Here is a 12,722-nt window from a genome sequence, read left to right on the forward strand (position 1 = left end):
GGACTGATTCTGGCGGTGGCCGCGCGATTTGCTCCATTGCGCGCCACCTGAGATCAGGCCGCGCGGACCTTGTTAATTTTGCGCGCGCTGGCACGCGCCGCAGCGACCGCCTCCTCGCCGCACAATATGTCGAGATATAATTGCGCGTTTTTCCGTCGCTCGGGAATGCTCTCGCTTACCCCGATCGCGTAATAGCCGATCTGGTGATAATAGAAGACGCGCGCCCGGATCGCCGCGTGCTCGCTATCATATCCAATCGCTTCGAAGAATTTTTTCATGGTGTCGAGCCGTTCGCGGTCTGAGCGCTCGACGGCCCATTCAGCGCGCTTATCGGCACGCGCCCATTCGCGGACCGCAAGATCGAAATGATAGTCATAACCATCGGATTCGATAAGGCGAGCGATCACACGGTCGAACCAGTCGATGGCTTCCGCGGGCTTGTTCGGCGGCGCCTCCTCGGGCAGGAAGCGGCAACTTTCCTCCCAATGGCGGATGACCTGGTCGAAGAACTCGTCGCGATCCTTGAAATGATGATAGAAGCCGCCGCGCGTCACGCCGAGGCGGTTGGCGAGGCGGTCGACTTTCAGTCCTGCGATTCCCTCGGCGACAAGTGTCCGGCGCGCGGCCTCGATCCAGTCCTGGACAGTATTTTTCGGGGTGCGTCCTACCATATCTCTTTGGATTCCTGCTTTTGCTGCGCGAGCGCGGAAGCTCGCTGCAGGCGCTCATGTCACATTTTCACCAAGATACAAATCTGGCATGCATCCATGCATATTGTAAGCGCGCTTTGTTGGCGATGCTGGGGGCTAGCCAACCAGCGATTTTCCGCGCACTGAGTTTTAAGTGCACATCTGCATCTAATAGAATTCCTCAGATTACCGAGATGCCGCTTTTGAAATGGCGATTTCACAGCCGCAGATGTCCGAATATCGCACGGGATGTATAACATACAATTCTGCATTGAATATGATGAGGTCGCGAGATATTGAGTTCGAATCGGGAGGCCAAATTGATCGACAAGGATATCAGAGGCAGCCGCGCGGCAAGCGATGTCGAGGCGTTTTACAGCGGCCTCTTCCAGCCGGGCACCGGTCATATCTGGACTGCGCAGGATCTCGATCCGGCGGCCGACGGGAAAAATCTGTTTTTCGCGGGGCAGAGTTTCGAAGGCGCGCTGAGCGAGGGGCCTACGAGCATGATCTGTCGGCTCGACCTTGCCGATGGCGCGGTTCATCGGCTTGCCGCCGGCCGCCTCTATCGTAATTCCTCCGATGGGAGCGCCGCCTATGTCGCGCCCGACGAGCGGGGCCGCGAGCAACTGGTCATCCTGTCTCCCCAAGACGAAGAGCAGGTCCGCATCGCGCTCGATGTGCGGGTCGAAGCCATGCTCTGGTCCCCCAATGGCAAGACACTGCTTATCCAGGCGGCCGACGCTGGGGCTGACGTATCGGGCGCCGAAGGCGGCTTTGCGTTGCGCGAGGCGACCGCAGAAAGCTGGCTTCCGGAAGTGGCTGCCTCGAACGCCGAAAATCTCTGGCGGCGGCTGTACCGCTGGTCGGACGGTTCATCGGGGCTCGAAGCCGTGACGGAGCCTCCGGCAAACATCTGGGAAGCCGCCTGGATCGGTGACGATTCGATTGCTGTAGTTGCCAGCGATCATCACGGCGAAGGAAGCTGGTACACTGCCACATTGCGCATTCTCGATGCCGTATCGGGCGCTGAGCGGTCGCGATATTCGCCTGCGGAACAGATCGGAGTTCCGTGCGGTTCGCCAGATGGGTGCTATTGGAGCGCGATCGAGGCGTTTTGCAGCGATCGCGGCCTCGTGTGCGGCACGGTCGTGGTTGGCGCATCCGATGACCACAAATTGCTCGACCTTGGTGGCGTCGAGGTAACCGATATTCGCTGGCGCGATGGCTCGACACTTCTTTTCGCAGGCCTCGAAAACGAGCGGACCGTCGTCGGCGAGGTCAATGTGGCGACCGGTGCAGTCCGCGAGATCTGGGCCTCGGCATCGATGACCATAAGCGGATGGTATCCGGCAGCCGTCCCCGCGAACGATGGCACGGCATTTGCCATCGTCGAAAGCTATGCCGTCCCACCTGCGATCGTGCGCCTTTCGGACGGCCAGGCCGAGGAACTGGCCGACTTCGCCCCGCCGCACGCGCCATCGATTCCGGGAACGATGCGCTACCACCGATGGCGTGGCCGCGATGGTCTCGAGATCGGCGGATGGCTGGTGCTTCCCGATGGCGAAGCATCGAACCTCCCGCTGTTTGTGGACATTCATGGCGGTCCCGTATGGGCGCACCGCAACCGTTATGCGTCGGTATTGCGCGCCGGGCCGGTGCTCGTGGCCAAGGGCTATGCGCTGCTGCTGCCCAATCCGCGCGGCTCGGGCGGGCGCGGCCAGGTGTTCGCCCGGCAGGTGTTGCACGACATGGGGGGCGAGGACGTGCACGATTATCTCACGGGCATCGACAGCCTCGTCGCCGCAGGAATCGTCGATCCGGCCCGAATTGGGGTGTCGGGCACGAGTTATGGCGGATTCATGACATCATGGCTTGTGACGCAGACGAGCCGTTTTGCCGCGGCGGTACCCATCTCGCCGGTGGCGAACTGGTACAGCCAGCATTTCGCATCGCAAATTCCATGGTTCGACGAGGCTTTTCTCGACGGCTCGCCGCGACGGCCGGGCGGTCAATATTTCGACCGTAGCCCAATATTCTTCGCCCATAACGCCTCGACGCCAACCCTCGTCCTTGCCGGCGGGCGCGATAAGAATACGCCGACGGGGCAGGCCAGCGAGCTTTTCGGCGCGCTGGCCGAGGCGGGTGTCGAGACCGCGCTCGCCATCTATCCCGAGGATGGACATAGCCTTCGCGGCTATCCCGCCTACCTCGATTCCGCCGCGCGCATCGTTGACTGGTTGCAACGCCACATTGCGCACTAGCCGATCAAGAAAGGACCTCCCATGACTCTCGGCCCCTCGGCTTGGCCCGACGCGGATCGCGAAAAATACTGGAAAATTCAGCAATCCCAGCTTCCGGGCAATCCGCCTGCGCGGGGACATGGCGGTGCCGTATCGACCGCGCTGAACGGGCTCGCTGCACGGGTAGGCGAAGAAGCACTGCGCCAGGGCGGCTCGGCGGTGGATGCCGTGATGAGCGCAGCACTTGCCCAGATTGTCCTGGGTGGCGGCGCCGTGATCAGCTTTTTCGGCATATTGGCTCTGATGCATTATGATGCGGCCAGCGGCGAGGTGACCTCGCTCAACGCTGGCTGGAACACGATTATAGCCGAAGATGACCCTCTCTCGATCCCCGGGAAACTGAACCCCGCGGCAGACGGCGTCGCGAACATGATGCTCGAAGGCGAACCTTCGGGACGCACTGCCATGGTTGGCGGCTTTATGCGCGGTCTCGAGGCGGCGCATCGGCGCTTTGGAAAGTTGCAGTTCGCCCAGCTATTCGACGCTGCGATCGAACTCGCCGAAGAGGGGTTCGAAGTCTCCGCCAGCCTGGCGCGCTACATCGACCTGCGCAAATCCGACCTCGCACGCCTCCCCGAAACCCGTTCGATCTTCTTCAAGGACGACGGCACGCCCTATGTCGAAGGCGATCACTTTCGTCAGCCTGCTCTCGCCGAGACGCTGCGCCGGGTCGCGAGCGAAGGGGCCGATTATATGTATAAGGGCACCTGGGCGGCGCGCTGCGTCGCGGCTGTTCAACGCGACGGCGGAAAGATGGCGATGTCGGATCTCGCCGACTATCGCCCGATCTGGTCGACCCCGGCAACGATCGGGCGCGAGGAGTATGTGATCGCTGTTCTCGGCGAACCCTGCGAAGGCTCGGTCAATCTGATCGAATCGCTCCATCTCGCCGAGGAGGCCGGAATCAGGGATCTCGGCCATTGGTCGATGTCGGGCGAGAGCCTGGTGCGGCTCGCCAAATGCTGCGCCGCGATGGGCGGCATGCGCTACGAAAGCGAGGAAGAACACCGAAAGGCGTTCCCGGGCATCGATATGCGCCGTTCGGCGCGGCTAACGCGCGAACATGCCGCAGAACTCTGGGCGCGCCTCGAGGATCAGGCGCCGATCCGCCTCGTCCCAAAAGGAACCCATTCAGACGTGGTGGTCGCTGTCGATGCGGACGGGAATATGGCGGCGCTCTGCCATTCGATCAATTGTCTGATCTGGGGCCAGACCGCGATTGTCGTCGACGGTGTCTCGGTCGGAGATCCCGCTGCCTATATGCAGTCAATGGTGGCCGCGACCCTGCCCGGCGCTCAATTGCCGAACCCGATCGAGGTCGGGATCGTGCTCAAGGACGGAAAGGCCGATTTCGCCTGGTCGTCGATGGGGGTCGGACTTCATTATCAGACGACCCAGTCGCTGCTCAACGTGATCGATTTCGGCATGGCCATCGAAGAGGCGGCCAACGCGCCGCGCCTGTTGTTGCCGATTTCGCCTGATGGGAGCCAGCGCGAGCTGCTCCTCCGTGTGGTCGAAGGCGAGTTTCCGGATGACGTATTGGCGGCCACCGGTCTCGAGATCAAATCCATCGCTCCGGCCGATGCGCGATTTGCGCAAGGCCTGTGGGTCGCGGTACGACGCGATCCCGATACGGGTGAACTGACCGCGATCTCGCCCAGTTATACGAATGGCCGGGCAACGGCGATCTGACGGCCCCTCGTCCGGAGTCCGACAATCAGTTCGCGACAGTCATGGCCGCCAAGGGCAAACATCGTGCAAGGCTCCTAATTTGGAACTCGATTACGTGCGGCGTCCCCTAGCTCACCGCTCGCCCGGATCGCGAATTGGAGGCAACGACGGAGGGAGCAAACGAATGTCGGCTTCCGGTGGGAAGAGCTAATTTCGCATCGACAGGCGCGTCATCACGAATGCTTGATTGCGAAATCCAGCGCGGCGCGAACGGCTGTCACCTGCGCCAGAATGCATTGTTCCGGCGTGGTGCGGGGGCTGTCGGGGTAGACCTCGGTGGTCGTTGTGTAACGCGCGCCCGTAATGGAGGGGCACAGCGCGAGCGCCCGCAGCGGATACTCGATCACGCCATGGGCCACAGCGGTCGATCCGATAATTTCGCCCTTTGCGTCCGCGGGAGCGATATGCGTTACCTGTTCGACCGCGGCGATGATCGATCTCTGAAACGCGGGTTGCGGATTTTCGCTGTCGTCGACGAGATAAAAGCCATCGGGAATGACCTCGAGCGCATAGTCCTTGCCGTCGCGCGCTGCCCGCGCCGGACCAAATTCGTCAGCATCGCTATCGGTTGTCTCGTGAAGATCGATGTGGATCAGAAAGTCGCCTTGCACCGACCGGACGAGTTCGATCAGCGCGGTAGCTTCGCGTGCTGGCCCATCAGGACGAAAGTTCCGGTTCGGGTCAACCGCGTCATAGTTCCAGCGGTTGATGCGCTCATACCCCCACGGGCTGACGCACGGTGTAACGAGTAAATTGAGCTTGCCGGCATAGTCGTGGGCGCACGTCTCGAGAAAGGAGAGGGCGCCAAGGACACCGCTAGTTTCATATCCATGCACGCCGCCCGTGACCAGTGCGGTCGGCAGCGCAGTGTCGAAACGGCGATCGCGCAGCGCAAGCAAGCTGTAGCCCTCACCCGCATAGTCGAGTTTGCCATAGACGATTTTTTCATAGCGCCCAGCGAGCGCCTCGATGCGCGGAACAACGTCCAGGTCGTACCGGCGCAAGCGCGATTGCCGGCTTCGCCATTGCTCGACTTCGGTTTCGCCCCAAGGCTCGCCGAAGGTTCCGACCGGATAGAAGTGGGGCTTGTTCATCGCATTCTCGACTATCGTTCAATGTCGGGCGATTCTCGTGCCCGGGCAGTATGGTTGGGCGACCTAAACGCTAAATGCATCGCTCGGCCACAAATATTTGGTGCGGCTATGCGGAGAGCCGCTTGTCGAACAATTCGGTGGCTTGAAGCCCGTAACCCAAAGATTTTACGCAACTTTCGTTCCGCGCGGATAGATAGGCTAAGTCTAACCCCCAGCAATTGTCGCGTTGCCTTCGATGTCCAACTGACCGAGCCTTTCCCGAAGACACAAGCATGGGGCGACAATGGACAATCCTAACAATGGCCGGCTCGATCGCCGCCAAATGCTACGCGGGTCAGCCATGGCGGGAGCGGGTGCGGTCATGCTGCAGCCTTTGCCCTTGCTGGCGGAGGCCGGAAGCCTTGGCGACATCCGCAAGGCGGCAGAGGCGGGTAAAGACGCATCGATCAAGCGCCTGCGCGAATGGATTGCGTTTCCCTCGATCGCCGCGGAAAACCGCAATATGCCCGAGGGCGCGGCCTTTTTTGCGGAGCTCGCGCGCGATGCGGGATTTGCAGATGCCGAGGTCGTACCCACGGGAGGCCACCCTGGCGTGTTCGGAACGATCGACGTCGGGGCGACGCGCACCTTCGGCCTCTATTTCATGTACGACGTCAAGCAATTCGACCCTGCCGAATGGTCTTCGCCGCCGCTTGAGGGCAGGCTAGTCGAGCAAAAGGGGCTGGGGACGGCAATGGTCGGCCGTGGCGCCGGCAATCACAAGGGCCCCGAGGCAACCTTCCTCGCCGCGCTCCATGCGATCCGCGCTGCGGGGCGCAAGCTACCAGTGAATCTCGTCCTGATATGCGAAGGCGAGGAAGAGATCGGCTCCCCCCACTTCCGCGAGCTGGTCACCACGCCCAAAGTGCTTGCGGCGTTGAAGACGTGCGAAGGCGTCTTCATGCCGACGCCGCTTCAGGGGCACGATGGCTCGGTGACGATCGAACTCGGCGCGAAGGGCATCGTCGAGCTCGAACTGGTTGTGAGCGGCGAAAAATGGGGCCGCGGTCCCCCAAAAGACGTGCATTCGAGCCTGAAGGCGATGGTCGATTCGCCTGCATGGCGGCTGGTCCAGGCGCTGCAAACGCTGGTGACGCCCGACGGCAATACGCCTGCGATCGATGGCTGGTTCGAGAATGTGCGCAAACTCACCGAGCGCGAGAAGGCGATGATCCGCAACGCGATCACGCCGACAAGTGAAACGGATTTGAAGGACGCGATTGGCGTCACGCATTGGATCGACGATCTCCCCTTCGACGAAGCGGCTATTCGCCTTGCGGAGCAACCGACCGTCAATATCGAGGGCCTCGTTGCGGGATATACCGGCCCCGGCGGCAAAACCGTCCTGCCTGGCCGCGCGGTTGCGAAACTCGATCTTCGCCTTGTTCCGAACCAGACGCGCGCGGAGGCCGAAAAGAAGCTGCGCGCGCATCTCGACCGGCATGGCTTCACCGATGTCGAAATGAATGTGTCCGGTGGTTATGACCCGACCGAGACCGCCGAGGACAGTCGTCTCGTCCGGGCCCAAATCGCGACCTACACGAAATTGGGAGTGCGGGCCGATCTCAACGTACGCCTTGCGGGTAGCTGGCCGGGGGGCACCTTCACGCAGCCGCCGGTCTCTGTTCCCGTCAGCCGTTTTGGGCTCGGCACCGGGGCCAATGCGCATGCGCCCGACGAATATTATGTGATCGATTCGATCAAACCCAAGGTCGCCGGCCTGGTCGATGCGACGATGGGCTATGTCGAATTTCTCTACATGCTCGCGGCGATCAAATAGCGCGCGCTGGAAAAAATACAGATCGAGGAGGGAATGATGTCCGAACTATCACGTCGGCATGTGCTTGCCGCAACCTTGGTGAGCGCAGCGGCAGCGCCGTTTCTCAGTCGTCCGGTACGCGCTGAAAATGCGGCTTATCCTCTGCGGAAATATCCCAAGCGTGTCGTCGACCTGGTGAACGAGGCGCTGGTGATCGACATGCTGCATCCGATCAAGACCGATATCGCGCCGGCACCGATGACCGAAAAGCTGGCCGAAGAATATCGCACGAGCGGCGTCAACGCGATACTCCAGGGCGTCGGTATCCGAGACCCCGAAGCGCGCGACCAAGTGCTCTCCTACTACGCGCAATGGGGCCATTATGTGCAGGTCAACAGCCATGTCTTTACGGGTGTCGACAAGGTGGCCGACATCCTCCGCGCCAAGCGTGACGGCAAGGTCGCCGTCATCTGGGGGATGCAGAATTCGGACCATTTCCAGAAGGTCGAGGACGTCGAATTTTTCTTCAAGCTGGGACAGCGCGTATCGCAACTGACCTATAACTGGCAAAGCCGCATCGGGTCGGGCTCGACCGAACGCGTCGACGGCGGCATCAGCGACTATGGCGCGTCGATCATCGAGGCGATGAACAAGGTCGGCATGCTCATCGACGTATCGCACAGCGGCGATAAGACAACGCTCGATGCCATCGCGCTGTCGCCGAAACCGATCGCCATCACCCACAGCAACTGCCGCGCGCTCAACAACCATCCACGCCTGAAGACCGACGAAGCGATCAAGGCGCTCGCGGCGAAGGGCGGCGTCATGGGTATCGCCGGCGTTCGCAATTTCGTGACCGCGGCGGAACCGACCACGCTGGTCAATATCATCGACCATATCGACCATGTGGTGAAGCTGGTCGGGATCGATCATGTCGGGATCGGCAGTGACCTCGACAATCATGGCTATGACGACATGCCGCCTGAGTTGATGAAGTCGATGAAGGGGATGTTGAGCGCGAGTTACGCCTGGCGCGACAAGCTCGACACCGACGGCTTCGATCACCCGCGCCGCATCTATGACCTTACCGAGGCTTTGCTGCACCGGGGATATTCGGCGGACAATATTAAGGCAATCCTTGGCGGCAATTTCCAACGGCTGCTGACCGCGACATGGGGCGGCTAAAGCGCATGTTTACGTCGGGCGGCTGACCGCCGCCCGTCCTTATTTCCTCAGCAGATCGAGCGCAGCGACCGCCATGGCCTGCGTCCCCCGCGTCACTGACGCCTTCGCATCGACGCGGAATAGCGGCGAATGGTGCGGACGAACCGGCGGACCTCCATTTTTCGCGGCTTCGAATTCGCTCTGTGGTGTTCCGCCGACCCAGAAAAAGGCGCCCGGCACCTTCAGATCCCGCTGGATGAAATAGGCGAAATCCTCCGACCCCATCCAGTCGCGCGGCTGATATATGAGCACGTCCTTGCCGAGCGCCGCCGCAAGAGCGCCGCGCACCCGCTCCGTCAGATCGGGATCGTTATAGGTGACTGGCGTCGATTCCGGGCCGATCGTAACTTGCGGCAACCTGTCTTCCGGCATGCCGTTCATACGCCCGACATTGACGGCGATGCGCCTGATGCCATCGAGCAGTTTTCGCCGAGTTTCTTCCTCGTCGGCGCGAAGGCTCAGCTGGAGCACGGCGTTGTCGGGAATGATATTATGCTTGTTGCCCGCCTGGAACGATCCCACCGTCACCACGCCGGGTTTCAGTGGCGAAATTGTTCGGCTGACGAGCGTCTGGAGAGCCATCACGATCTCGGCCCCCATCAGGATAGGATCCTTGCCGAGGTGCGGCGAGGCCCCGTGTGCGCCGACGCCGGGGATCGTGATATCGACGCTGTTGGCAGACGACAGTGCAACGCCCGGGTCGAGCCCGATCTTGCCTGCGGGATAGGCTGTCGTAACGTGAAATCCGATCGCATAATCGGGCTTGGGAAAACGGGTGTAGAGGCCGTCGGCAAGCATCGCTCGCGCGCCCGCGATTCGTTCCTCAGCCGGCTGGACGACAAAAACGATCGTGCCCTTCCACTGGTCCCTGCGTCGACCAAGTTGCCGTGCCGCGCCGACTAGCGCGGTGATATGCACATCATGTCCGCACGCGTGCATAACCGGCTTGACCGCGCCGTCGCGGTCGACCTGCTTCGTCGTCGCGGCGTAGTGCAGGCCGCTGTCTTCCTTCAGTGGCAATCCGTCCATGTCGGCGCGCATCAGCAACACGGGGCCATCGCCGTTGCGCATCACGCCGACGACGCCGGTCCCGCCAACCTTCTCGGTCACGTCAATCCCGTCGATCGCGCGCAATTCCCTTGCCATGGCGGTGGCGGTGCGCGTCTCGAGAAAGGAGAGCTCGGGGTTTTGGTGAAAATCGAGAAACAGTGCCTCAAGATGGGCCGAATAGTCATCGTCGACTGCGGCGACGATATCCTGTTGCTGCGCGATCGCCGGCGCCGCAATCAGGCAGGTAGCAATCAGCGTTGTTGGGATGCGCATGGGTTGCCCTTTCCGTATCCACAAGGTCCTGCCATGTCGCGATGCGTACGGCGATGAAGTTATTCTGGTCGTGAGGGCTAGCCAATCTATTGGCTTTCATCCTCCCAATCGGAATCAATCGAGTTTGAGAGACTTAACCCTCGGAATGAACTGACGCATTCGGCAGAAAATAGGGGTAGAATAAAGCTCCGGCGGGAAGAGGGAGATACGCTAACGCTCTGACTGAATATTATTGGTTTGCGAACAATAGCCCCCCAATCGAAATTGGATAAGACCAACCGGCCACGCCTTTGCCGCACGGGCCGGACGCGACATCTCAATATCGATTGGCGGAGTGGAACGAATGAAACTGTCAGAGGAGCGTATCGAGGAATTTCACGAAAATGGATTTCTCGTCATTCCCGACCTGTTTTCCGCAGAGGAAGTGGCGGAACTGCGCAGCGCGATGGAGCGAACGTTCCAGCAGGACGATCCGGCGAACGTCCGAGAAAAGAAAAGCGGCGTGGTCCGCACAGCAATGGGGCTTCACCTGCGCGACGAGGTCTTCGCGCGCTTGATCCGCCATCCGCGCCTCGTCGAGCCCGCGAAGCAGCTTCGCGGCGAGGAACTTTACGCGCAGCAGGTGAAGATCAACGTCAAGGCTGCGTTCGAGGGCGAGCAATGGCAATGGCATCAGGATTTTTCGACGCACCACCAGGATGACGGTGTCCCCGAACCGCTCGCGCTCAACCTGCATATTTTCCTCGACGACGTGACCGAATTTAACGGGCCGCTCTATTTCTTCCGCGGTTCGCACAAGTTCGGCAGCGTCGCCACTTGGCACGATACGGTGTCGACGAGCTTCGCGCTCTGGGTGGTCGAGGAGGAAAAGGTCAAGGAGATCGCCGAAACCTGCTCGCTTGTCGCGGCGACCGGCCGCGCCGGGACGGCGTTGATATTCGGCGACTGCCTCGTCCATGGCTCGCCGCCGAACATGTCCCCTTGGAACCGCAGCATCTTCTCGCTGATTCTCAACCCGGTCGAGAACGCCTATACCAAGGACGATCGTAAGGATCATTTTCATCACCGCGACCTGACGCCGGTTCAGTCGCTCGCCGATGATTGCCTGCTCCAGCCCGCACGCTGAGCACTCGCTGTCGACCTGATTAATTTGAGTTGCCGAGCGCCGCGCGCTTTTGCGCGCGGCGCGGGCTTATGGGGATATTCTGTATGACGATGTTGGCGCGGCGATCATGGGTGGGCAACGAGAGCGAGGATTTGGTGCAGAGCGTCGCCTCTGCAGTGGCGGATGGGTCTGTCGATGCCGTCGACCGGCGGTTGTTCGAACTGGTCGAGCAAAACCGGCAGATCCACGATGTCGGATCGATTAATTTGAACCCCGCGACAAATGTGATGAATCCTCGCGCCGAGCAGCTTCTCGCCAGCGGGCTCGGCAGCCGTCCTTCGCTGGGCTATCCCGGCGCCAAATATGAAATGGGCCTTGAGGCGATCGAGCAGATCGAAGCGCTCGCGGCCGAAATTGCTGCCGAAGTGTTTGGCGCGCGTTTTGTCGAATTTCGTCTGGCATCGGGCGCGATGGCCAACCTCTACGCATTCATGGCGACGTGCAAGCCGGGCGATGCCATCATCGCTCCGCCCGATACGATCGGCGGGCATGTCACGCATCATCGCGCCGGTGCGGCAGGTCTCTATGGACTCGAGGTGCATACCGCCCCCGTCGACGCCGAAAATTTCACGGTCGATGTTGCCGCGCTCGCCGAGCTTGCACAGCGCGTGCGTCCCAAACTGATTACGATCGGCGGAAGCCTCAACCTGTGGCACCACCCGGTCCGCGAAATCCGGGCGATCGCCGATGACGTCGGAGCCTATGTCCTGTTCGACGCGGCGCATCTTTGTGGAATGATCGCAGGCAAACAATGGCAGCAACCGCTGGAAGAGGGCGCTCATCTGATGGGATGCAGCACCTACAAGAGCCTCGGTGGCCCGCCGTCGGGCCTGCTGATGACGAACGACGCCGAACTCGCGGAGCGAATCGACAAGATCGCCTATCCTGGCCTCACGGCGAACTTCGACGTCGCCAAGACGGCCTCGCTGGCGCTCGCGCTTCTCGACTGGAAGAAATATGGCGTCGACTATGCCGAAGAAATGGCGGCCACTGCATCGGCGCTCGCGCATCAACTTGAGGAGCGGGGCATTCCGGTTTTCCGGACCGCGCGCGGAATTACCGGATCGCAGCAGTTTGCGGTGCGCGCCGAACGCTATGGCGGTGGCCACAGCGCCGCCAAGCGGCTGCGGCAGGCCAATATCCTGACCTCGGGGATCGGCTTGCCGATCGATCCGGTCGACGGCGATTTCAATGGTTTGCGATTGGGTACACCTGAAATTGTAAGGTGGGGCATGACGGCCGATCACATGCCCGAACTGGCGAGCCTGGTTGCCGAGGCGCTGTCATCGAACGACGCGGGCGCGACGGCTGGGCGTGCGGCCGCATTCCGGAAAGAATTTCAGACGCTGCACTTCATCCGAGGCTAGCCGGTCGCTTCATTCAATCGGCCAAGAG

The 12,722-nt window shown here is 61.2% G+C and carries 9 protein-coding genes; 6 read left to right on the forward strand and 3 right to left on the reverse strand.

The window, feature by feature from the left end; all coding sequences use genetic code 11:
• Window positions 1-53: 53 nt before the first annotated feature.
• On the reverse strand, window positions 54-671 hold the full coding sequence (locus tag HDC29_RS01330) for a TetR/AcrR family transcriptional regulator (RefSeq protein WP_179493667.1): 618 nt from the start codon (window positions 669-671) through the stop codon (window positions 54-56).
• Between the two features lie 338 nt (window positions 672-1,009).
• On the opposite strand from HDC29_RS01330, the gene HDC29_RS01335 reads away from it, so the two are divergent.
• On the forward strand, window positions 1,010-2,953 hold the full coding sequence (locus HDC29_RS01335) for a S9 family peptidase (protein ID WP_179493668.1): 1,944 nt from the start codon (window positions 1,010-1,012) through the stop codon (window positions 2,951-2,953).
• A gap of 21 nt (window positions 2,954-2,974) precedes the next feature.
• The gene (locus HDC29_RS01340) at window positions 2,975-4,684 is read left to right on the forward strand and encodes a gamma-glutamyltransferase (RefSeq protein WP_179493669.1); all 1,710 of its coding nucleotides are present in this window, start codon (window positions 2,975-2,977) and stop codon (window positions 4,682-4,684) included.
• A 212-nt stretch (window positions 4,685-4,896) separates the two neighbouring features.
• Here HDC29_RS01340 and HDC29_RS01345 read toward each other — a convergent pair whose 3' ends face one another.
• Window positions 4,897-5,817, reverse strand: a complete 921-nt coding sequence (locus HDC29_RS01345) for a M14 family metallocarboxypeptidase (RefSeq protein ID WP_179493670.1) — start codon at window positions 5,815-5,817, stop codon at window positions 4,897-4,899.
• Between the two features lie 361 nt (window positions 5,818-6,178).
• Between HDC29_RS01345 and HDC29_RS01350 the strand changes: the two genes are divergently transcribed.
• Window positions 6,179-7,636, forward strand: coding sequence for a M20/M25/M40 family metallo-hydrolase (locus HDC29_RS01350; RefSeq protein ID WP_257017989.1), 1,458 nt, complete (start codon window positions 6,179-6,181; stop codon window positions 7,634-7,636).
• A 36-nt stretch (window positions 7,637-7,672) separates the two neighbouring features.
• Window positions 7,673-8,800 (forward strand): dipeptidase, encoded by a 1,128-nt coding sequence (locus HDC29_RS01355; protein ID WP_257017990.1) that lies wholly within the window; start codon window positions 7,673-7,675, stop codon window positions 8,798-8,800.
• Window positions 8,801-8,839: 39 nt separating this feature from the next.
• Here HDC29_RS01355 and HDC29_RS01360 read toward each other — a convergent pair whose 3' ends face one another.
• On the reverse strand, window positions 8,840-10,162 hold the full coding sequence (locus tag HDC29_RS01360) for an amidohydrolase (RefSeq protein ID WP_179493672.1): 1,323 nt from the start codon (window positions 10,160-10,162) through the stop codon (window positions 8,840-8,842).
• Between the two features lie 343 nt (window positions 10,163-10,505).
• Here HDC29_RS01360 and HDC29_RS01365 point away from each other — a divergent pair, with 343 nt between their 5' ends.
• Both HDC29_RS01365 and glyA read left to right on the forward strand, forming a co-directional pair.
• Complete coding sequence (locus HDC29_RS01365) at window positions 10,506-11,288, forward strand: phytanoyl-CoA dioxygenase family protein (RefSeq protein ID WP_179493673.1); 783 nt, start codon at window positions 10,506-10,508, stop codon at window positions 11,286-11,288.
• A gap of 83 nt (window positions 11,289-11,371) precedes the next feature.
• Window positions 11,372-12,694: a serine hydroxymethyltransferase gene (glyA, locus tag HDC29_RS01370; protein ID WP_179493674.1), complete on the forward strand. Its 1,323-nt coding sequence runs from the start codon at window positions 11,372-11,374 to the stop codon at window positions 12,692-12,694.
• The last annotated feature ends 28 nt before the right edge of the window (window positions 12,695-12,722 follow it).

It is taken from the genome of Sphingopyxis sp. JAI108 (assembly GCF_013410105.1).
In the GTDB taxonomy this organism is placed as follows: Bacteria; Pseudomonadota; Alphaproteobacteria; order Sphingomonadales; family Sphingomonadaceae; genus Sphingopyxis; species Sphingopyxis chilensis.

What these genes read in the sequence shown, in the direction of transcription:
- HDC29_RS01350 (WP_257017989.1), top strand. Translation starts at nt 6,179, where the DNA reads ATGCTGCAGCCTTTGCCCTTGCTGGCGGAGGCCGGAAGCCTTGGCGAC.
- HDC29_RS01340 (WP_179493669.1), top strand. Translation starts at nt 2,975, where the DNA reads ATGACTCTCGGCCCCTCGGCTTGGCCCGACGCGGATCGCGAAAAATAC.
- glyA (WP_179493674.1), top strand. Translation starts at nt 11,372, where the DNA reads ATGACGATGTTGGCGCGGCGATCATGGGTGGGCAACGAGAGCGAGGAT.
- HDC29_RS01355 (WP_257017990.1), top strand. Translation starts at nt 7,673, where the DNA reads ATGTCCGAACTATCACGTCGGCATGTGCTTGCCGCAACCTTGGTGAGC.
- HDC29_RS01345 (WP_179493670.1), bottom strand. Translation starts at nt 5,817, where the DNA reads ATGAACAAGCCCCACTTCTATCCGGTCGGAACCTTCGGCGAGCCTTGG.
- HDC29_RS01330 (WP_179493667.1), bottom strand. Translation starts at nt 671, where the DNA reads ATGGTAGGACGCACCCCGAAAAATACTGTCCAGGACTGGATCGAGGCC.
- HDC29_RS01360 (WP_179493672.1), bottom strand. Translation starts at nt 10,162, where the DNA reads ATGCGCATCCCAACAACGCTGATTGCTACCTGCCTGATTGCGGCGCCG.
- HDC29_RS01365 (WP_179493673.1), top strand. Translation starts at nt 10,506, where the DNA reads ATGAAACTGTCAGAGGAGCGTATCGAGGAATTTCACGAAAATGGATTT.